Here is a 20,874-nt window from a genome sequence, read left to right as displayed (position 1 = left end):
CACAGGCTGTGTGCAGCATACTGATCGTCGCCCACAAGAGAAGGAGTCCGCCCTGGACGGGATGATGACGCTGAGGATCGACAAGCCGCCGTTTCTCATCGCGATGGATGTCATCGCTCTCGTGCTCGCACTGTATCTGCTCATCCGCCCCAGCGGGCGATCGCTCTTGGTGAGTGCCGCCGCGGCGGCGGTCGCCGGGATCGCCGGCGGGCTCCTGGTGTGGCTGATAGTACTCGACCTCTTCAGTGTCGGACTCACTCCCGTGACGACCGTGTGGACGACGCTGGGGTTCGCCGGGGTCGGGCTGGCGATCGCGAACCTGTTCCGTTCGCGGTGGTGGCGGAAACTGATCGCGGCGGTGAGCATCCCGGTTTTCCTCGCCGCCGCCGGCGCGGGCGTCAACGTCGATTTTGGGGCGTACCGCAATCTGAACGAGGTGCTCGGCGTCATGCCATACGGACCGTTGAACCTGCACGCCGAATACGGCGAGACGGTCACCGGGACCGACTGGGCGAGCACGACGCAGCAGACCGAAGCACGGGCGAAAGGCGAGGTCGGCACGGTCCGCATTCCGGCCACCGTGTCGCATTTCCCCGCACGCCAGGCTGTCGTCTACCTGCCCCCGGTTGCGCTGGGCCCGAAGCCACCGGCGCTGCCCGTTCTCTTCGCGCTCTCCGGCCAGCCGGGGGCGCCCGCCGACATGTTCACCGCCGGGCGGATCGCAAGCTTCATGGACGCCTACGCCGCAGAGCACAATGGGTACGCGCCGATCGTGGTCGCCCCTGATCAGCTCGGCGGTCCCGGCCGCAATCCGATGTGCGTCGACTCCCACGAGTTCGGCAATTCGGCCACCTACCTCCTGACCGATGTGAGGAACTGGATCGCCTCGCATCTGCGCGTCAGCAATGATCCCGCGGCTTGGGGCGTATTCGGGTACTCGGAGGGAGCGACCTGCGCCGTACAGTTCGCCACCGGGCATCCGCAGCTGTTCGGCTCCGCGCTCGCTTCCTCCAGCGAACTCGGCCCGACGCTCGGCGACGAGGCGGCGACCATCGCTCAAGGCTTCGGCGGGTCCCGTGCAGCTTACAAGAAGGCGCAGCCCGCGGCGATGATGGCGGCGCATACGCCCTATGAGAAGTCGACGATCGTGCTCGCTGCGGGGGAGAACGACGCCAAGTACACAGCGTTCGCCAAGACGCTGCATGAGGACGCGATGCGTGCCGGCATGCATGCCGAACTGCTGATTTCGCCGGGGACCGCCCACGACTGGAAAACGGTGAGGTACACCCTCGCCAACGGATTCCCGAAGATCACGGGGCAGATGGGGCTCACGGGGATCGGGACGGCGAGAACAGGGGGAGCGGGATGAGCGGGACGCAGCGCACGACGCCGCCCGTCCCGCACCCGGTCGAACCCGAACCGGCGGCCCGCTTCGGCTCCTGGCTGTCGAGAACCGCACGCCTCGTCGGCACCCATCCTTTCACGACCGGTGTCACCCTTCTCATCCTCTTTCTCGCGCTCGTGACCAACCCGCTGCACGGCCCGCACCGGCCGCTGCGCCTCTGGCTCGGCACCGGTGCCGACCAGCTCGCGGCCGGGCACTGGTGGTCGCCGATCACCGCGGTGCTGTTCACGAACGACTTGTCCGAGCTGGTGGTTGCCCTGGTGCTCACCGTCCTGCTCGTCGGAGTGTCCGAGCGTCTGATGGGCACCTGGCGCACAGCCGTCGCCTTCTTCGCGACCGCCGTGTCCGGTGTCCTGGTGGGCACCGGTGTGCAGCTGATCGGCTCGCAGACCGGTGAGATGTGGGCACGGAACGTCCATCATCTCGTCGTGCTGGACGTGTTCACCGCCCTCGGCGGCACGATCATGGCCGCGAGCGCGTTCGCCGGCACACTCTGGCGCCGCCGAATCCGTGTGATCACTCTGCTGATCGCGATCATGTACCTGCTGTACTCGGGCTTGCCGTCCGACCTCTACCGGCTCCTCGCGGTGCTCAGCGGCCTCGCCCTCGGTGTGCTGATGTACACGAAAGCCCGCACTGTCGGCTGGGCACGCTCCTCGCACCACGAGGTCCGGGTGCTGTTCGCCTCCGCGCTGACCATCTCAGCGCTCGGGCCGGTGATCGGCCTGCTCACGGCGTCCCGCTACGGGCTGCTCTCGCCGATCGGCCTCCTGTTCGCCTCCGATGTGCCCACCGCGGGGAGCGTGCTGCAGCACTGCCAGGCCTTCGCCGTGACAAAGGAATGCGTGCGAGACCTCACCCTGACGCGCATCAACGGCCTCGGCCCGGTGCTGCTCTCCGTGCTCCCGTTGCTCCTGTTGCTCGTCGCGGCCGTCGGTCTGCTGCGCGGGCGCCGGTTCGCGGTGTGGCTCGCCGTGACCGTGAACACGCTTCTCGCCGTGCTCTCGGCCCTCTACTTCGGCATCCTGCCGCTCGCCAGCGCCCGCCCGACCGTGACGCCGCGGTATTGGGAGGTCACCGCCATCCTGGCGCTCTCCTCCCTGGTGCCGGCGGCAATGGCCCTCCTCCTGATCCTGTTCCGCCGTCATTTCACCGTGATTCCGTCGGCGCGAGCGGTGCGCCGCTACGCGCTCACGGTCGTCCTCACCGGGGCCGGGCTCGTGGCGTTCTACGTGTTGGCCGGCTGGCTGCAAAAAGACACCAGCTTCACCCGCCCGATCGACCTGGGCGACCTCTTCGACGATGTGCTGGAACGCTTCATCCCGGTCTCCTTCCTCCGTCGTGAGCCCGTTCAGTATCTGCCCACCACCCCGTTCGCGACGGCTGTCTACCACAACATCGGGACAGTGTTCTGGCTCGTAGCGATCATCGCCGCCATCCCGCTGATGCTCGGCGGGGGCACAGGGCTGCGCCGCGTCACCGATCATTCGCGGGTGCGTGCGCTGCTCGAGCGGGGCGGAGGCGACGCGATCTCGTTCATGGCGACCTGGCCCGGCAACAGCTACTGGTTCGACCCGGTCGACGGCCGGGCGATCGCCTATCGCGTGGTCGGCCGCGTGGCGCTGACTACTGGTGGGCCCTTCGGCGGGCCCCCGCCTCACGACGAGGCGATCCAACGGTTCGCGCGCTTCTGCGACGACAGCGGCTGGATACCGGTCTTCTACAGCGTGGAGGCGGACTACCAGCCGCTCTTCGACCGTCTCGGCTGGTCCACGATGACCGTCGCCGAGGAGACCGTCATCCGTCCACAGCAGTGGGAGACCACCGGCAAGAAATGGCAGGACGTGCGCACCTCCATCAATCGCGCCCAGCGGGCCGGCATCCGGGCGGAGTGGACGACCTTCGGCGCGCTGCCGCTCACGGCCGCCGTGCAACTCTCCGACATCTCCGAGCAGTGGGTGGCCGAGAAGGATCTGCCCGAGATGGGGTTCACGCTGGGCGGACTCGACGAACTGCGCGACCCCGCGGTCCGCCTCATGCTGGCCGTGGACGAGAACGGGCGCATCGAGGGCGTCACCTCCTGGCTCCCGTGCTACGAGGAGGGCCGGGTGATCGGCTGGACGCTGGACTTCATGCGCCGTCGCCCGGGCAGCATCAACGGCGTCATGGAGTTCCTGATCGCGGAGGCAGCCACACAAATGAAGGCCGACGGCGTGGAGTTCATGAGCCTGTCGGCGGCGCCGCTCGCGCACACAGCCGGCGCGGCGTCGGAGGGGCAGAGCGGCATGGACCTCATTCTGAGCTACCTCAGCACCTCCCTGGAACCCGTTTACGGCTTCCGGTCCCTGCTCAAGTTCAAGCAGAAGTTCCAGCCCGAGCTGCACCCGCTGATCATGGCGTATCCCGACCCGGTGGCCTTGCCCACCATCGGCGTCGCCCTCGTCCGCGCCTACCTGCCCGGCCTGTCCGTCCGGCAGGCGGCCGCGCTTGCGGTGGGGCGGAGCTGACGCGCATGCGTGTTACCCTGGACATCGTGTACGGCCTGATTCTCCTTAGCTGCCGCGACGAGTCCTAAGTTCCGGGCCTCCCTCGTCGCGGAGTTCGTCGTTGGCTCTCCCGACCAAACCGCGAAGAGATATCGGACCATGAAGAACACCCAGGCGCCCAGCGCCATGCCAATCCACAAATACCGGCCCTTCCACGAGCAGATCGCCGTCGACCTGCCGGACCGCACCTGGCCTGCGAAGCGCATCGCTGTCGCCCCGCGCTGGTGCGCCGTCGATCTGCGCGACGGGAACCAGGCGCTCATCGACCCGATGAGCCCCGAGCGCAAACGCATCATGTTCGATCTGCTGGTGCGGATGGGCTACAAAGAGATCGAGGTCGGCTTCCCCTCGGCCAGCCAGACCGACTTCGACTTCGTCCACAGCCTCATCGAGGAGGGCGCGATCCCGGACGACGTCACCATCCAGGTGCTGACCCAGGCCCGCGAGCACCTCATCAAGCGCACGTACGACTCGCTCGTCGGCGCCAAGCGGGCCATCGTTCACCTGTACAACTCCACGAGCGTCCTGCAGCGGGAGGTGGTGTTCCGCTCCGACCGGCAGGGCATCGTCGACATCGCGCTGACCGGCGCGCGGCTGTGCCGCCGATTCGAGTCGCTCGTCCCCGGCACGGAGATCTACTACGAGTACTCTCCGGAGAGCTACACCGGCACCGAGCTGGAGTTCGCCGCCGACATCTGCAATCAGGTGCTGGAGATCTTCGAGCCCACGCCCGAGCGCAAAGTCATCATCAATCTGCCGGCCACCGTCGAAATGGCCACGCCGAACGTCTACGCCGACTCGATCGAGTGGATGTCGCGCCACCTGAACCACCGCGAGAACGTCATCCTCTCGCTGCACCCGCACAACGACCGCGGCACCGCCGTCGCCGCCGCCGAACTCGGCTATCTGGCCGGCGCGGACCGGATCGAGGGCTGCCTGTTCGGCAACGGCGAGCGCACCGGCAACGTCGATTTGGTCACACTGGGCGTCAACCTGTTCACGCAGGGCATCGACCCGCAGATCGACCTCAGCGACATCGACCACATCAAGCGCACCGTCGAGCACTGCAACCAGCTGCCCGTCGGGGAGCGCAGCCCCTGGGGCGGCGATCTGGTCTTCACCGCCTTCAGCGGCTCCCACCAGGACGCGATCAAGAAGGGCTTCGAGGCGATGGCCGCCCAGGCCGAGCGGGAGGGTGTGGACGTGGACGACCTGGTCTGGGCCGTCCCCTACCTGCCGATCGACCCCAAGGACCTCGGCCGGAGCTACGAAGCCGTCATCCGGGTGAACTCGCAGTCCGGCAAGGGCGGCGTCGCCTACCTGCTGAAGAACGACCACGCGCTCGACCTGCCCCGCAAACTGCAGATCGAGTTCTCCGGTGTCGTCCAGGCCAAGACCGACGCCGAGGGCGGCGAGGTGACCAGCAACGAGATCTGGGCGATCTTCCAGGACGAGTACCTGCCCGCGCCCGAGACCGAACCCGACGCCAAGTGGGGCCGTTTCGAACTCGGCAGCACGTCCACCACGAACGAGAACGGAGACCACGTCACTCTCGCCGTGACGCTCCGCGACGGCGAAACGGTGTCGAAGGCCACCGGCGAAGGCAACGGACCGATCGCGGCGTTCTTCGACATCCTGAACGCCCGCGGCATCAATGTGCATCTCTACGACTACTCGCAGCACGCACTCTCCGCGAGCGAGTCAGCGACCGCCGCCGCCTATGTCGAGGTGAATGTGGACGGCCATCGTCTCTGGGGCGTCGGCATCGACGCGGACACGACCACCGCGTCCTTCAAGGCCGTCATCTCGGCCGTGAACCGCTCTGTCCGCGCCGCCTCGTCCTGCGCCCCGGCTGAGCTCGTCGGAGCCTGAGCCCGCCGCCCCATCCCCGCCGCGTGGCTCCGTGGTTCTGTGGGAAAGGGAGGAGTTTCCAGCCCCACCGGCCGCAAACTCCTCCCTTTCCCCACATCCCCGCATTTCCCACGCCGATCTCCTCCCTTTCCGATCGCGTCGGGAACGGAGGAGATCCGGGCCCGATGAGAGCGTCGGGCAGGGAAGGGCGGAGTACACGGACGAGATGGGCGGAAAGTCCTCCCTTTCCCACAGAACCACGGAGCCACGGGCCGGGGAGGCGGGGTCAGTCTGCGAGGTGGTCAGGCTTCTCGATGCGGTAGCGGGGGATAGCGCCGGTGTCGGTCCGGTCGAGGGTGCGCTGGGCGCTCGGGCGGCGGCCGAAGGCCATCCACCGCGGCGGCTGGATTCGGCCAAGTTCGCGCTGTTCGGGCAGACTCCAGCCGAATCTCACAGCCAGCAGCCGGATGACGAGGGTCACGACGACGCACACGAGCGCGGCGATACTCGGCGGCACCGCCAGGTCGACCAGCACGACGAGCACCACCGTGCCGGCGCCGGCCGCGACCGCGTAGAGTGATCCGACGTGCATGAGAGCGATCGGGAGGTTCAGCAGCACATCGCGCAGGATGCTGCCGCCGACCGCCGAGACCACGCCGACGAACGCAGCCGGCACCTTCGGCAGCCCGAGCGAGAGCGCCTTCGTCGCGCCGATTGCGCCGAAGAGGCCGATGGTGAGCGCGTCGAGGAAGGTGATGACCGGATCGAGGCGGCGGAAGAGCCGAACCAGCAGCATCCCGGCCAACGCCGAGACGACAGTGGCGATCAGGTACCAGTTCGACTGGAGGGCCACCGGATTCACGTTCAGCAGCAGATCGCGCAGCAGACCGCCGCCGATACCGGTCGCAACGCCGATGATGGCCACGCCGAGCAGGTCGATGCGGCGATCGCGGAAGCCGGAGGCGAACATCGCGCCCTGCAGGCTGCCGACGCCGACGGCCACCAAATCGCCCCAGAGCGGGATCGAAAGGGCGTCGGTTGTCACCTGTCACTTATATCACGCGGGATACTGGATGCGTGCCTGTCTACCGTGATGAAGCCGTCGTGCTCCGTACCCACAAGCTGGGGGAAGCCGACCGGATCGTCACCATGCTCAGCAGGCAGCACGGCAAGATCCGTGCCGTGGCGAAGGGTGTGCGGCGCACGGCGTCCCGCTTCGGCTCGCGGCTGGAACCGTTCATGGTGGCCGATGTGCAGCTGTACGAGGGCCGCTCCCTGGATGTCGTGACCCAGGCCGAGAGCATCGGGGCGTACGGCGCTGCGATCGCCGAGGACTACGCAAGCTACACGGCGGCGAACGCGATGGCGGAGGCCGCCGATCGACTGACGGACGCCGAGGCGTCCCTACAGCAGTATCTCCTGCTCGTCGGCGCGTTGCGCTCTCTGTCCCGGGGCGAGCACGGCCCGGGCCTGACCCTCGACTCGTACCTGCTGCGCGCGCTGTCGCTCGCGGGCTGGGCGCCGAGCTTTCAGGACTGCTCGCGCTGTGGGCGTCCCGGCCCGCATCTGCAGGTCGTCGTGCAGCTCGGCGGTGTCGTCTGCCCGGACTGCGCGCCCCAGGGGGCGCCGCGGGTGGACGCTGCCACCATCGCGCTCCTCGGCGCGCTGCTGACCGGCGACTGGGAGGCGGCGGAGGCTGCCGGCGAGTTTGCCCGCGCGAAGGCGAACGGACTCGTCGCGGCGTACACGCAGTGGCACCTCGAGCGCGGGCTGCGCTCCCTCCAGCACCTCCAGACGGATCAACAGCGCACCGATCAGGACCACCAGAAGGCGAGCGGATGACTCCCCGGCCCTACACTCACAAGGACGCGGTCGAGTACCGCCCGCTCGACTGGACCGGCATCCACCCGCCGGCCTTCCCCCGGACGGCGATCCCCGAGCACATCGCGATCGTGATGGACGGCAACGGCCGCTGGGCGAACCGTCAGGGCCTCACCCGCATCGAGGGGCACCGCGCCGGAGAGGCAGCGCTGCTGGACGTGGTGGCCGGCGCCATCCAGGTCGGCGTCAAGCACCTCAGCGTCTACGCGTTCTCGACCGAGAATTGGAAGCGCTCGCCCGACGAGGTCCGCTTTCTCATGGGTTTCAACCGCGAGGTGCTGCACCGCCGCCGCGACCAGCTGAACGAGTGGGGTGTGCGCGTCCGCTGGGCCGGACGCAAGCCCCGGCTGTGGTCGTCCGTGATCAAAGAGCTGCAGTACGCCGAGCGGCTCACGGCGAGCAACGATGTCCTGACGCTGACCATGTGCGTCAACTACGGGGGCCGGACCGAGATCGCGGACGCTGTGCGCTCCATCGCCGAGGAGGTCGCCGCGGGCCGGCTGAAACCGTCCGCCGTGGGGGAGAAGACCATCCAGCGTCACCTCTACCTCCCCGACACGCCCGATGTCGACCTCTTCGTGCGCAGTTCGGGGGAGCAGCGGACGAGCAACTTCCTGCTCTGGCAGAGCGCCTACGCCGAGATGGTGTTCCTCGACAGACTCTGGCCGGACTTCTCCCGCACCGATCTGTGGGAGGCGATCGAGCTGTTCGCGAGGCGCAGCCGGCGTTTCGGCGGTGCGATCGACACACCGACGAAGGAATAGCCGCACCGCTCACGGATGTTGCATCGTCCGTGAGCGAACCCCTCAAGATCCAGATCTGGTCCGACATCGCCTGCCCGTGGTGCTACATCGGCAAGCGGATGTTCGAAGCGGGCAGCGACCTGTTCTCCGCTGCGGGCGGGGGCCGCGGAGTCGAGGTGGAGTACCGTTCCTTCGAGCTCTCGCCCGACACGCCGGTGGACTTCGACGGCAGCGAGGCCGACTTCCTCGCGGGTCACAAAGGCATCCCGGCCGCTCAGGTCCAGCAGATGCTGGAGCGGGTGACCGGTGTCGCGGCCTCGGTCGGGCTGGATTACGACTTCGACGCTCTGAAGCACACGAACACCGTCCGGGCGCATGAACTGCTGCACTTCGGGAAGGCGCAGGGCAAGCAGCGGGAACTGGTTGAGCGACTGTTCCGCGCTTATTTCGTCGAAGGCCGTCATGTCGGCCGCGCTGAGGACCTCGCCACTCTCGCCGCCGAGGTCGGGCTCGACCGTGCGGCGGCTCTGGCCGCGCTGGAGTCAAGCGAGTTCCGGGAGGCGGTGCGCGTCGACCAGGCGGTCGCGAGAGAGTACGGGATCACCGGCGTGCCGTTCTTCGTGATCGACGGAAAGTACGGCGTGTCGGGAGCGCAGGGCACCGCGGCGTTCGCCCAGGCGCTGGAGCAGGCCTGGACCGAGCGCACGGCGGCGACGGCGTGAGCGGGCCGGAGCCGGTCGCCCCACTGATCCCGCTCGGCATCGCAGACGCTGCCGTCTGCGATGGCGACGGCTGCGAGATTCCGGGCTACTCCGGGTCTGTGATGTCCGTGACAGTCGCGTCGAACGCCGCCAGGAGAGCGTCGGAGTCCACGAAGAGCGAATAGCCGTGGGCCCCAGCGCCCATCGACACGGTGCGGCCCCGGATACTGGCGTCCGCGACGACCGGCCACGCGGTGACACTTCCGAACGGGGTGATGGTGCCGCGCTCGTACCCGGTCGCGGCCAAGGCGACGGAGGCCTCCGGCAGCCGTAGCTTGTTGACGCCCAGGAGCCCGCGCAGCTTGGGCCAGGAGATCTTCCGTCCGCCGGGGACCAGCGCGAAGACGAAAGCGCCATCGCTGCGCTTGACCACCAGCGTCTTCACGATGTCGGCGGGGCGGAGCCCGAGCAGCCTGGCGGCTTCGTCGAGGCTCCGGGCGGCGGGACGCTCGACGATGCGGATCGGCACGCCGCGGGCGACGGCGTCGGTCTCGACGCGGCGGCGGCCCTCGCTCGCGGCAGCCTCCTCCACCGATTCAGCATCCCGCGGGTTGTCCACAGATTCCGGGCTCTCGGCCATAGCTCAGCACGCTTTCTGGGAGAATCGAAACAGATGTCCACCACTACTCTCACCCCCAGCGCCACTCTCCGCGGCGACACGCCCTCGGCCGGCGCTGCGGCGAAGCTGGCCATCGGCCCGCTCGAGCTCGATGTGCCGGTCGTGCTCGCGCCCATGGCCGGGATAACGAACACCGCGTTCCGGCGGCTGTGCCGCGAGTTCGGTGCCGGTCTGTATGTCAGCGAGATGATCACCTCGCGGGCGCTCGTGGAGCGCACGCCCGAGTCGCTGCGGCTGATCGCCCACCACGAGTCGGAGACGCCGCGCAGCATCCAGCTCTACGGGGTGGACCCGAAAACGGTGCGCGAGGCGGTCACGCTGCTGGTCGCGGAAGACCGCGCCGACCACATCGACCTCAACTTCGGCTGCCCGGTCCCCAAGGTGACGCGCAAGGGCGGGGGAGCGGCACTGCCGTGGAAGCTCGGGCTGTTCCGCGAGATCGTGGAGGGCGCGGTCGCAGCCGCGGAGGACATCCCCCTCACTGTCAAGATGCGCAAGGGCATCGACAGCGATCACCTGACCTATCTCGAAGCGGCGAGGGCGGCCGAGGGCGCGGGCGTGGCCTCGATCGCGTTGCACGCCCGCACAGCGGCCGAGTTCTACTCGGGGCACGCGGACTGGTCGGCGATCCGCACGCTCAAGGAGACGATCGCCGGCACGCCGGTGCTCGGCAACGGCGATATCTGGTCGGCGGCAGACGCCGTCCGCATGGTCGAGGAGACTGGATGCGACGGCGTGGTCGTCGGCCGCGGCTGCCTCGGCCGGCCCTGGCTCTTCGGAGACCTGGCTGCCGCTTTCAAAGCCCGGGCCGGCGAGCTGAGCGCGGACGAAGCGGCCTCGGCACAGGCGCGTCCGACCCTCGGAGAGGTCGCGGCCACCTTCCGGCGGCTCGCCGAGCTGCTGGTCGAGTTCTTCGACAGCGAGGAGCGCGGCTGCCGCGACATCCGGAAACACGTCGCCTGGTACTTCAAGGGCTATCCGGTCGGCGGCGACCTGCGAGCCGGTCTCGCCACAGTGGACACGCTGGCGCACCTCGATGACTTTCTCGCGACGCTGGACACAGACCAGGAGTATCCGGGGGAGGCAGCGGAAGGCCAGCGTGGGCGCGCCGGATCCCCCAAGCGTCCGACGCTGCCGGAGGGCTGGCTGAACAGCCGGGAACTCGACGTCGAAGGCCGGTTCGAAATCGCCGAAGCGGAGGCACACAACAGTGGTGGATAGCCGGGAGGCGGTGGCGGGCGCCACCCCCCAGACAGCGGCGGGGTACCGCGAGCACGATCGGGAGCGCTGGCTCCCGGAGCAGCACTCCAGCCGTCGCAGCGACTTCGCCCGCGATCGCGCCCGGCTGCTGCATTCGAGCGCGCTGCGACGGCTCGCGGCCAAAACGCAGGTGCTCAGCCCGACCGCTGGTCTCGACTTCGCCCGGAACCGGCTCACGCACTCGCTTGAAGTGGCGCAAGTCGGCCGCGAGCTCGCAACCAGCCTCGGCCTCGACCCCGATATCGTTGACACCGCCTGTCTCGCACACGACATCGGGCATCCCCCCTTCGGCCACAACGGCGAACGGGCGCTCAACGCGTGGGCGGCGGATATCGGCGGTTTCGAAGGCAACGCCCAAACCCTGCGTCTGCTCACCCGGCTGGAACCCAAGATGTTCGGCCGGGACGGCCATCCCTTCGGCCTCAACCTGACACGCGCGAGCCTCGACGCGAGCTGCAAGTATCCGTGGCCGGCGACCTCGTCGGTGCCAGACCCGAGCGGGCGCGCCAAGTTCGGCTTCTACACCGATGATCGCGCGGTGTTCGCGTGGCTGCGCGACGGCGCTCCCGACCGGCAACGGTGCATCGAAGCGCAGGTCATGGACCTCTCCGATGACATCGCATATTCGGTGCATGACTTCGAGGATGCCGTGGTCAACGGCTCCATCGACGTCGCCGCGCTCGGCAGCAGAGTGGACCACGACGACCTCGTCCGCTCGATGTACGAGTGGATCGGCGGGGAGTTCAGCCACGATGAGCTCATCGCCGCCTTCGACCGGCTCGACAACCTCGATATCTGGCTGGACGGCTGGGATGGCAGCCGCCGCTCGCAGGCGCGTCTCAAGAATCTGACCAGCCAGCTCATCGGACGCTTCGCCCACGCCGCCGTCCACGCGACGAGGGCGGCGGCCGGTAGCGCCGAACTCCTCCGGTTCGGGGCCGATGTGGTGGTGCCGAGGGACATCTGGGCGGAGATCGCGGTGCTCAAGGGGATCGTGGCGACGTTCGTGATGTCGCACAACACGCGGCAGCCGATCTACGCGCAGCAGCGCGAGATCCTGTCGACGCTCGCCGATCTGCTGTACGCTCAGGGCCCGGCAGCCCTCGACGCCGGATTCCAGGAAGACTGGCGGCTCGCCGCCACCGACGCTGAGCGCAAACGCGTCGTGGTCGACCAGGTCGCGAGCCTCACCGACCAGTCCGCTCTGAGCTGGTTCGACCGTCTCGCGCAGCGCTGAGAACGCGACGCGCGAGTCGCAGGCTTGAAACCTCGCCCCCGGTGCAGAATGCTGGGAGCATGCGCATCGAGGGAGACGAATGAGCACGCCGCAACCGCCGTTGGACGACGATCACCAGCCCGGCCCCACGACCGATGCCACGGAGGCCGCCGAAACCGGAGCGCCCGCGCCCGCAAAGCGCACGCCTCGCACGCCGGCCAAGAAGCCGACGGAAAAGACCAGCGCACCGGCGGGGAAGCCGGCGGCAGGCGCCGGGACGCCTGCGACGGAGATGCCCGCGAAGCGGACGCCAGCGCCCCGCAAACGTCCGCCGCGCACGACGCCGCCGGAGAAGGCGAGGAACACCGACGGCGAGGCCCCAGAGATCCTGGACGCCATGCTCGCGACAGCGCCCCCGCCCGCAGGCAGGGCCGCGGTGGCGGAGGCGGAGGCGGAAGACCGAAGCGCCGCCAGCGAGACGACTGCTTTGACCGCCGACGGCACCACTTTCACCGCTGACGCCCCCGGCTTTCCCAGCGATGCAGGCGCGGCTCGGTCGGATCCGCCGCAATCGGCCGGCGGACAGCCCGGCTACGGCCGCACCGTGAACGACTTCGCCGAGCGGCTGGAGGATTCGCGCTTCTTCTCGTCCCTGTTCGATTTCACCTTCACGTCCTATGTCACCCGCAAGCTCGCCGGCCCGGTCTATGTGGTCGGCCTCGTGCTCATCGGCCTCGGGATCGTGGTCGGGTTCTCGAACAGCCTGGGCATCGCGATCGGAACCCCCTCGCCGGTGGGAGCCTTCGTCTTCTTGCTGGGTGTGCTCGTGACGCTCGTCGCGGCCGTCCTGAGCGTGCTCCTGCTGCGGGTGACGATCGAGGTCTTCTGCGCGATCATCGAGATCGCGCAGAACACGAGGCCACACCACCGCCCTCCGCGCGAGTGAGGTCGGCGGGGCTCATTAGGATCGTCTTATGGCCGGCCGGATTCGACAGAGCGACATCGAAGAGGTCAAGGCTCGCACCAACATCGCCGACATCATCGGCGACTACGTCAGCCTGAAACCCGGCGGTGTCGGTTCGCTGAAGGGGCTGTGCCCGTTCCACGATGAGAGGAGCCCCAGCTTCAACGTGCGTCCCGGGGTCGGACGCTACCACTGCTTCGGCTGCGGCGAGGGCGGGGATGTGTACGAGTTCCTCGTGAAGCTCGACCATGTCTCCTTCACGGAAGCGGTCGAACGGCTCGCGGCCCGGATCGGCTTCGAGCTGCACTATGAGGAGGGCGGCGGCGGACCGCGCGAGTCCAGCGGGAACCGTGCGCGCATCCTGGCCGCCAACACAGCCGCCGAAGAGTTCTTCGCCGGGATGCTCGGCATGCCGGAGGCTGACCCGGGCCGCCGGTTCCTGGGAGAGCGCGGGTTCGATGCGATCGCCGCGCAGCGCTTCGGCGTGGGGTACGCGCCGAAGAGCTGGGACGAGCTGACGAACCATCTGCGCGGCAAGGGCTTCACCCCCGAGGAGCTGCTCGCGGCCGGGCTCGTCTCGCAGCGCGACCGCGGTGTCTACGACCGGTTCCGCGGCCGTCTGGTCTGGCCGATCCGGGATGTGACGGGCCAGACCATCGGCTTCGGCGCGCGCCGGCTGCTGGAGGACGACAATGGCCCGAAGTACCTGAACACGCCCGAGACACCGGTCTACAAGAAGACACAGGTGCTGTATGGGCTGGATCTCGCCAAACGGGACATCGCCCGGGACGATCAGGTCGTGGTGGTCGAGGGGTACACGGATGTGATGGCCTGCCATCTGGCCGGGATCACGACGGCGGTGGCGACCTGCGGCACCGCGTTCGGTGTGGACCACATCCAGACGATCCGTCGTGTGATGGGGGACGACTCCAGTAGCGGGTCGGTGATCTTCACGTTCGACCCGGACGCTGCCGGGCAGAAGGCCGCCGCGCGGGCATTCGGCGAGGAGCGGCGTTTCTCGGCGCAGACCTACGTCGCAGTCGGGCCGGACGGACTCGACCCGTGCGATCTGCGGCTCGCGAAAGGCGACGACGCTGTGCGGCGGATGATCGACGGCAAGAAACCCATGTTCGAGTTCATGATCCGGCAGGTTGTCGAACGGTACGACCTCGACTCGGTCGAGGGGAGGACGGCCGCCCTCCGAGCGGGCGCGCCGATCGTGGCGACCATCCGCGACCCCGCTTCGCAGAACGGCTACGCGCGGGAACTCGCCCGGCTGTCCGGCGCTGAGCTGCAGGACGCGCTCCGAGCGGTCCGCTCCGCGCAGCGCTCCGGCCGCGGCGAGCAGCAGAGCGACCAGCGCGCAGGGATGGCGGCCGTGCGGGAGTCCGCGCCGGCAGAGCCCATCGTGGTGGCCGACACCGCCCCGGCCGACCCGACGCAGCGCACCGAGCGGGAGAGCCTCATGGTGCTCCTCCAGCTGCCCGGGGAGGTCGGCGGCGAGCGCGCGGCCCGGGCGTTGCAGGTGCCCTTCGCGAACCCGACGCACGCGGTCATCCGCGATGCGATGGCCAGCCAGCTCGCGACGCTCGGACAACCGGGCTGGGTGGACCGCGTTCAGGCCGAAGTGCCGACGGCGTATGCGCCGACGGTCAACGCACTGGCGGTCGGAGCCCTGCACGCGGGGTCCGACCCGGGACGGTACGCCCGGTCTGTCCTGGACGGCCTGATCGACCGCGATCTGTTGCGCGAGAAGGCCGTGCTCACCGCACGGCTGGCGCGGACCGACCCACAGGACGCGGAGCACCGGCGCTCTCTGCAGATCGCCCTGGCGTCGATCGACAGCGAGCGGATGCGTCTTCGCAGCGATTAGCCGGTGACGCGGGGCCTGGCCGCTGTGCGCGAATCAGCGCCGTTTGTTGCGTGGATGTAAAGATCTCGGCTCAATCGGGCTCCAGAGGCGCGGTCTGATGACCTTTCATGCTAGGACAGTGCATACCCGATTCGGCGATGGTGTACTCGTGTGCGTCCTGCCGTGTCGATGACCCCACTCACCAGGAATGAGGTAATCGGATATGAGATCCGCACACAACGGCGGACGGCGGCTGTTGGCCGTGTCGGCCGCTTTCGCAGCCACGGCGCTGGTGCTCGTCGGCTGCTCCGCCAGCGGCGGCGGCACACTGACCGTCGGCACGACGGACAAAGTCACGTCGATCGACCCGGCCGGCTCCTACGATAACGGCTCGTTCGCCGTGATGAACCAGGTCTATCCCTTCCTGATGAACACGCCGTACGGCAGCCCGGATGTGAAGCCGGACATCGCCGAGAGCGCTTCCTTCACCTCACCCACCGAGTACACCGTCAAGCTGAAGCCGAACCTGACATTCGCGAACGGTCACGACCTGACTTCGTCCGACGTGAAATTCACCTTCGACCGTCAGCTGAAGATCAACGACCCGAACGGTCCAGCCTCGCTGCTGGGCAATCTGGACAGCGTCAGCGCCCCGGACAAGACGACCGTCGTGTTCACGCTGAAGGTCGCGGACGACCAGACCTTCCCCCAGGTGCTTTCGAGCCCGGCCGGTCCGATCGTGGACGAGCAGGTCTTCTCGGCCGACAAGGTCACCCCGGACAACACCATCGTCAAAGGTCACGCCTTCGCCGGCCAGTACGACATCGCGAACTACGACTTCAACAACCTGATCGCGTACACGGCGAATCCGGACTACCAGGGCCTCCTGGGGAAGCCGGCGACCTCGAAGGTGAACGTCAAGTACTACGCCGAGTCCTCGAACCTGAAGCTGGACATTCAGAAGGGCGCCATCGACGTGGCGTTCCGGAGCCTCTCGGCGACCGACATCGACAGCCTGAGCTCGAACAAGAGCGTCAAGGTCGTCAAAGGCCCGGGCGGTGAGGCCCGCTACATCGTGTGGAACATCGACACGATGCCGTACGGTGCGACCCAGCCGGTGGCCGACGCCGCGAAGGCCCTGGCCGTGCGCCAAGCGGCCGCCGACCTCATCGACCGTCCGACCATCGCCAAGCAGGTCTACAAGGACACCTACACCCCGCTCTACTCCTACGTGCCCGAGGGCCTGACCGGGGCGACCAACGTGCTGAAGGATCTCTACGGCGACGGCAACGGTGGGCCCAGTCTCGACAAAGCGAAGGCGACACTGCAGGCGGCAGGAGTCACCACGCCGATCGCGCTGAACCTCCAGTACAACCCCGACCACTACGGCCCGTCTTCCGGCGACGAATACGCTCTCGTCAAGGAGCAGCTGGAGAACGGCGGCCTGTTCGCCGTCAACCTGCAGTCGACCGAGTGGGTGCAGTACTCCAAGGACCGGGTGAAGGACCTCTACCCGGCCTATCAGCTGGGCTGGTTCCCGGACTACTCCGACGCGGACAACTACCTGTCGCCGTTCTTCACCAAGGACAACTTCCTGGCGAACCACTACGACAGCCCCGAGGTGCAGCAGCTGATCACTCAGCAGGTGGGCACGACCGACAAGGGCGAGCGCACCAAGCTCATCGAGGAAATCCAGGCCAAAGCCGGCGCCGACCTCCCCACCCTGCCGCTGCTGCAGGGCGCCCAGGTCGCTGTGGTGGGCAATAAGGTGAAGGGTGCCGACAAAACGCTCGACGCCTCGTTCAAGTTCCGCTACGCGGCGCTCTCGAAATAAGACCCTGACCCCGGGCAGCCGGCCCGGGACCCCAAGGGGGCGGCCCGCAGTCTGGGGGCCACCCCCTCCACGAACCACCCACGATTGGCTTCTATGACAGCGACGGTCAGCGGACCGGCGGCGCCCACCGCGCCCGGTCCCGAACGCACCCGGAGACGCCAGCGGTCGGGAGGCGGTCTCGGCCGCTACATTCTGATCCGCGCGCTCCTCATCGTCCCGACGATCTTCATCCTCGTCACAGTCGTCTTCTTCCTGATGCGCGCGACGGGCGACCCCCTCACGGCCGCGCTCGGTGGCAAGCTGCCACCCGCACAGCTGCAGGAGCGCATCCACCAGGCCGGGTACGACCGGCCCCTCCTCATCCAGTACGTCGAGTACCTCGGGCAGCTGCTGCGCGGAGACTTCGGCACGACGTTCACCGATCGCCTGCCGGTCACGCAGGTGCTGCTGACCTACGGCGCCGCGACGCTCGAACTGGCGTTCTACGCCCTCATCGTGGCCTTCATCGTCGGCATCCCGCTCGGTCTGCTGGCCGCCGCCTTTCGCGACCGCTGGGGAGACGCCTCCCTCCGTGTGTTCGCGATCCTCTGCTACGCCACACCGGTCTTCTTCGCCGGTCTCGTGCTGAAACTCGTCTTCTCGATCTGGCTCGACTGGTTCCCGGTCGCCGGTCGCGCCTCCACCGGCTCCGAGATCGAGATGCAGACGCTCGGCAGCAAGACCGGCATCTACCTGATCGACGCTCTCCAGACCGGCGATCCGGCGGTCGTGGGCAATGTCCTGCTGCACGCGGTCCTCCCCGCCGTCACACTGGGCCTGCTGACCGCCGGGATCTTCCTGCGCTTGGTGCGCACGAACGTCATCGGGACGCTGTCCACCGACTACGTGGACGCGGCACGCTCGCGGGGAGTGTGGGAGTACCGGCTTGTGCGCAAGCACGCCTACCGTCCGGCGCTCATCCCGATCATCACAGTGATCGGCCTCCAGATCGCGTTGCTGCTCGGCGGAGCGATCCTGACCGAGACGACCTTCGAGTGGAAAGGGCTCGGCTTCCAGCTCTCGCACTACCTCCAGGCGCGCGACTTCGTCGCGGTCCAGGGGCTCGTGGTGCTGCTGGCCGTGATCGTCGCCGTCACGAACTTCATCGTCGACATCATCGCGGCGCTCATCGACCCGAGAGTGAGGTATTGAGATGGCCGCGCAGAAACGCTCCCGGTGGAGCCGGCTGCCCGTCGTCCGCCAGCTGCGCCAGTCCGTGGGACTCCAGCGCGGGATGCTGGTCGCCGGTCTCGTCCTGACCGCGCTCTTCCTCGTCGTCGCCGTCTTCGCACCGGTGATCGCCCCCTACGGCTTCGCCCAGCTGCGGGGAGCCGATGGACGGCAGTTCGGATCGCAGGAGCCGCCGAGCGCCGTACACATCTGGGGCACGACCGTCGGCGGATACGATGTGTTCTCGCGGGTGGTCTGGGGCGCCCAGACGGCCATCCTGGTCATCGTCATCGCCGTGCTCCTGTCGATCTTCGCCGGTGTGGTCCTCGGGCTGGTCTCGGGATACTTCGGCGGCTGGGTGGACCGGGTGCTCGTCGTGATCGCGGACGCGATCTACGCGTTCCCCTCGCTGCTCCTGGCGATCGTGATGGCGATCGTCATCTCGGGCGGCCAGTCCAGCCTGTGGGGCGGCATCCTCGCTGCGGCGATCTCGATCACCGTCGTCTATATCCCGCAGTATTTCCGCGTCATCCGTGCGGAGGCCGTGCGGATCAAGGCCGAGGCGTACGTCGAATCGGCCAAGGTGATCGGGGCGAGCGACGGCCGGATCATGTTCCGACACGTCCTGCGGAACTCGACGCGCACCCTGCCGCTGATCTTCACGCTCAACTCCTCGGAGGCGATCCTGACGCTCGCGGCGCTCGGCTTCCTCGGCTTCGGGATCGAACCGACCGCGGCCGCCGAATGGGGCTACGACCTCAACAAGGCCGTGGCCGATGTCACGAGCGGCATCTGGTGGACGGCGGTCTTCCCGGGCCTTGCGATCGTGCTGGTCGTTCTCGGCATCACCCTGGTCGGCGAAAGCCTCAATGATCTGGCCGACCCGCGCCTGCGCGGGCGCCGGCGGGCGGCGGAGGCCTCGGGCGAAGTCACCGAGACGTCGGTCGTCCCGGGTGGGCCGCTCTCGGCGCCCGGCGGCATCGACGGACTCGACGGCGGGGAGAGCGCCGACCAGCACGGAATCGAGGTCAAGCCATGAACGATGTCGTCCAGATCGACAATCTGCAAGTGACGTTCTCCACCGACGCCGGCCCCGTGAAGGCTGTCGACGGTGTCTCGCTGTCCGTGTCTCCAGGCGAGGTGCTCGCGATCGTCGGCGAGTCCGGCAGCGGCAAGACGGTCACGGCCAAGACGATCCTCGGCCTGCTTCCGGCGACGGCGACGGCTTCGGGCGCGGTGATCCTGCGCAGCAGGGACCGGCAGAGCGAGGCGGACATCCTCTCGCTGAGCAAGCGGGAGCTGCGGGAGAGGCGCGGCACGGACGTCGCGATGGTCTTCCAGGAGCCCTCCACCGCGCTGAACCCCGTGTACACCGTGGGCTGGCAGATCGCCGAAGGTCTGCGCGCCCACGGCAAGGTGTCGAAGAAGGCCGCGCGCCAGAAGGCGGTCGACATCCTGCGCCGCGTCGGCATCCCGGACCCGGAGACGCGCGTCAAGCACTACCCGCACCAGTTCTCCGGCGGGCAGAAGCAGCGCATCGTCATCGCCATGGCGCTGGTCCTGAACCCGGGGCTGATCGTCGCCGACGAGCCGACGACCGCGCTGGATGTGACCGTGCAAGCCGACATCCTCGACCTGCTCCGCCGCTGCCGCGACGAATTCGGCGTCGCGATCGTGCTCATCACCCACAACATGGGTGTGGTGGCCGACCTCGCCGACCGGGTGGCCGTGATGTACCAGGGCGAACTCGTCGAAGAAGCGGATGTGTACACGCTGTTCTCCGCTCCACAGGTCGACTACACGCGCCGGCTGCTGGCAGCCGTCCCGACGATCGGGCAGGGCCGCATCGCGACGCAGGAGCGGGCTCTCGCGCGGGCGGAACAGCCCGAGGCGGCGCCAGTGGTGCAGGCGCGCGACGTGCGCGTCCAATACCCGGGGCGGCTCGGCCGACCCGGATATGTGGCGGTGGACGGTGTGAGCCTCGAAATCCGTCCGGGCGAAGTGCTCGGACTGGTGGGCGAGTCGGGCTCCGGCAAAACGACCATCGGGCGCGCCATCGCCGGACTGAACCGCGTCACCGGCGGGTCGCTGCAGGTGCTCGGGATCGAGCTGAACGGCGTCCGGGAACGGGAGTTCCGCCGGGTCCGCAGCGATATCGGCTTCGTCTTCCAGGACCCGGCTTCGAGCTTCAACCCGCTGCTGAGCATCGCGGACTGCGTCGCCGAACCGCTCGTCGTCCACGGCAAGGCTTCGTCGCCGGCGGACGCGCGGGCGCGGGTGGACGAACTGCTGGAGGCGGTGCAGCTGCCACGCGGCTACGGCGACCGGTTCCCGCACGAACTCTCCGGCGGCCAGCGGCAGCGCGCGAGTCTCGCCCGTGCGCTCGCGCTGGAGCCGGCGCTCCTGATCGCGGACGAGCCGACCTCCGCGCTGGACGTGTCGGTGCAGGCGCGCGTCCTCGAGCTGTTCGCCGATCTGCAGCGCGAGTTCGGGTTCGCCTCCCTGTTCATCAGTCACGATCTGGCGGTCGTCGACCTGCTCGCCGACCGGATCGCGGTGCTGCACCGCGGGAGGCTCATCGAGGAGGGGACCGGCGACCAGGTGCTGGGCAGCCCGCGCGAGGAGTACACGCAGCGCCTGCTCGCATCCCTCCCCGTCCCGGACCCGGCCGAACAGGCAGACCGGCGGGATGCCTTGCAAGCGTTGCGCGGCGAGAGCGCCTAAAGTCGGTCT

General features: G+C 68.3%; 16 protein-coding genes. 14 read left to right on the top strand and 2 right to left on the bottom strand.

What is annotated here, in order from left to right; all coding sequences use genetic code 11:
* The first annotated feature begins 10 nt into the window (after positions 1-10).
* The 3 genes from O159_RS06370 (at position 11) to leuA (ending at position 5,823) form a co-directional block, all read left to right on the top strand.
* Positions 11-1,369, top strand: a complete 1,359-nt coding sequence (locus O159_RS06370) for an alpha/beta hydrolase (protein WP_236609448.1) — start codon at positions 11-13, stop codon at positions 1,367-1,369.
* A complete protein-coding gene (locus O159_RS06365; protein ID WP_021754929.1) occupies positions 1,366-3,912 on the top strand; it encodes a bifunctional lysylphosphatidylglycerol flippase/synthetase MprF in 2,547 nt (848 codons plus the stop codon). The genes O159_RS06370 and O159_RS06365 overlap by 4 nt, the downstream gene beginning before the upstream one ends.
* A 138-nt stretch (positions 3,913-4,050) precedes the next feature.
* Positions 4,051-5,823, top strand: a complete 1,773-nt coding sequence (gene leuA, locus O159_RS06360) for a 2-isopropylmalate synthase (protein ID WP_021754928.1) — start codon at positions 4,051-4,053, stop codon at positions 5,821-5,823.
* Positions 5,824-6,088: 265 nt separating this feature from the next.
* Here leuA and O159_RS06355 read toward each other — a convergent pair whose 3' ends face one another.
* Complete coding sequence (locus tag O159_RS06355) at positions 6,089-6,847, bottom strand: trimeric intracellular cation channel family protein (protein ID WP_021754927.1); 759 nt, start codon at positions 6,845-6,847, stop codon at positions 6,089-6,091.
* Between the two features lie 32 nt (positions 6,848-6,879).
* Here O159_RS06355 and recO point away from each other — a divergent pair, with 32 nt between their 5' ends.
* From recO to O159_RS06340, 3 genes are read left to right on the top strand one after another with little or no spacing between them, the layout of a single operon-like run.
* Positions 6,880-7,644 (top strand): DNA repair protein RecO, encoded by a 765-nt coding sequence (gene recO, locus O159_RS06350; protein ID WP_021754926.1) that lies wholly within the window; start codon positions 6,880-6,882, stop codon positions 7,642-7,644.
* Positions 7,641-8,447, top strand: coding sequence for an isoprenyl transferase (locus O159_RS06345; protein WP_021754925.1), 807 nt, complete (start codon positions 7,641-7,643; stop codon positions 8,445-8,447). The genes recO and O159_RS06345 overlap by 4 nt, the downstream gene beginning before the upstream one ends.
* 29 nt (positions 8,448-8,476) lie before the next feature.
* Complete coding sequence (locus O159_RS06340) at positions 8,477-9,148, top strand: DsbA family oxidoreductase (RefSeq protein WP_021754924.1); 672 nt, start codon at positions 8,477-8,479, stop codon at positions 9,146-9,148.
* An 85-nt stretch (positions 9,149-9,233) separates the two neighbouring features.
* On the opposite strand, the gene O159_RS06335 is transcribed toward O159_RS06340, so the two are convergent.
* A complete protein-coding gene (locus tag O159_RS06335) occupies positions 9,234-9,767 on the bottom strand; it encodes an aminoacyl-tRNA deacylase (protein WP_021754923.1) in 534 nt (177 codons plus the stop codon).
* Positions 9,768-9,800: 33 nt separating this feature from the next.
* Here O159_RS06335 and dusB point away from each other — a divergent pair, with 33 nt between their 5' ends.
* The 8 genes from dusB (at position 9,801) to O159_RS06295 (ending at position 20,865) form a co-directional block, all read left to right on the top strand.
* A complete protein-coding gene (dusB, locus tag O159_RS06330; protein WP_021754922.1) occupies positions 9,801-11,027 on the top strand; it encodes a tRNA dihydrouridine synthase DusB in 1,227 nt (408 codons plus the stop codon).
* On the top strand, positions 11,017-12,303 hold the full coding sequence (locus O159_RS06325; RefSeq protein ID WP_021754920.1) for a deoxyguanosinetriphosphate triphosphohydrolase: 1,287 nt from the start codon (positions 11,017-11,019) through the stop codon (positions 12,301-12,303). The genes dusB and O159_RS06325 overlap by 11 nt, the downstream gene beginning before the upstream one ends.
* Positions 12,304-12,382: 79 nt before the next feature.
* The gene (locus O159_RS14480) at positions 12,383-13,228 is read left to right on the top strand and encodes a DUF4282 domain-containing protein (protein WP_144267581.1); all 846 of its coding nucleotides are present in this window, start codon (positions 12,383-12,385) and stop codon (positions 13,226-13,228) included.
* Between the two features lie 28 nt (positions 13,229-13,256).
* Complete coding sequence (gene dnaG / locus O159_RS06315) at positions 13,257-15,119, top strand: DNA primase (RefSeq protein WP_021754916.1); 1,863 nt, start codon at positions 13,257-13,259, stop codon at positions 15,117-15,119.
* Between the two features lie 202 nt (positions 15,120-15,321).
* Complete coding sequence (locus tag O159_RS06310) at positions 15,322-16,932, top strand: ABC transporter substrate-binding protein (RefSeq protein ID WP_021754915.1); 1,611 nt, start codon at positions 15,322-15,324, stop codon at positions 16,930-16,932.
* Between the two features lie 93 nt (positions 16,933-17,025).
* A complete protein-coding gene (locus O159_RS06305; protein ID WP_021754914.1) occupies positions 17,026-18,123 on the top strand; it encodes an ABC transporter permease in 1,098 nt (365 codons plus the stop codon).
* A 1-nt stretch (position 18,124) separates the two neighbouring features.
* Positions 18,125-19,180 carry an ABC transporter permease gene (locus O159_RS06300; RefSeq protein ID WP_021754913.1) on the top strand — a complete coding sequence of 352 codons (1,056 nt, stop codon included), beginning with the start codon at positions 18,125-18,127 and terminating at the stop codon, positions 19,178-19,180.
* Positions 19,177-20,865, top strand: coding sequence for a dipeptide ABC transporter ATP-binding protein (locus O159_RS06295; RefSeq protein ID WP_021754912.1), 1,689 nt, complete (start codon positions 19,177-19,179; stop codon positions 20,863-20,865). Before O159_RS06300 ends, O159_RS06295 begins: the two co-directional genes overlap by 4 nt.
* Positions 20,866-20,874: the final 9 nt, after the last annotated feature.

Origin of the sequence: Leifsonia xyli subsp. cynodontis DSM 46306 (assembly GCF_000470775.1) — a bacterium.
Classification (GTDB): Bacteria; Actinomycetota; Actinomycetes; order Actinomycetales; family Microbacteriaceae; genus Leifsonia; species Leifsonia cynodontis.
This window is presented reverse-complemented; position numbering and strand designations above follow the sequence as displayed.

What these genes read in the sequence shown, in the direction of transcription:
- O159_RS06335 (WP_021754923.1), bottom strand. Translation starts at nt 9,767, where the DNA reads ATGGCCGAGAGCCCGGAATCTGTGGACAACCCGCGGGATGCTGAATCG.
- O159_RS06310 (WP_021754915.1), top strand. Translation starts at nt 15,322, where the DNA reads ATGAGATCCGCACACAACGGCGGACGGCGGCTGTTGGCCGTGTCGGCC.
- dnaG (WP_021754916.1), top strand. Translation starts at nt 13,257, where the DNA reads ATGGCCGGCCGGATTCGACAGAGCGACATCGAAGAGGTCAAGGCTCGC.
- O159_RS14480 (WP_144267581.1), top strand. Translation starts at nt 12,383, where the DNA reads ATGAGCACGCCGCAACCGCCGTTGGACGACGATCACCAGCCCGGCCCC.
- leuA (WP_021754928.1), top strand. Translation starts at nt 4,051, where the DNA reads ATGAAGAACACCCAGGCGCCCAGCGCCATGCCAATCCACAAATACCGG.
- O159_RS06300 (WP_021754913.1), top strand. Translation starts at nt 18,125, where the DNA reads ATGGCCGCGCAGAAACGCTCCCGGTGGAGCCGGCTGCCCGTCGTCCGC.
- O159_RS06345 (WP_021754925.1), top strand. Translation starts at nt 7,641, where the DNA reads ATGACTCCCCGGCCCTACACTCACAAGGACGCGGTCGAGTACCGCCCG.
- O159_RS06365 (WP_021754929.1), top strand. Translation starts at nt 1,366, where the DNA reads ATGAGCGGGACGCAGCGCACGACGCCGCCCGTCCCGCACCCGGTCGAA.
- dusB (WP_021754922.1), top strand. Translation starts at nt 9,801, where the DNA reads ATGTCCACCACTACTCTCACCCCCAGCGCCACTCTCCGCGGCGACACG.
- O159_RS06295 (WP_021754912.1), top strand. Translation starts at nt 19,177, where the DNA reads ATGAACGATGTCGTCCAGATCGACAATCTGCAAGTGACGTTCTCCACC.
- O159_RS06305 (WP_021754914.1), top strand. Translation starts at nt 17,026, where the DNA reads ATGACAGCGACGGTCAGCGGACCGGCGGCGCCCACCGCGCCCGGTCCC.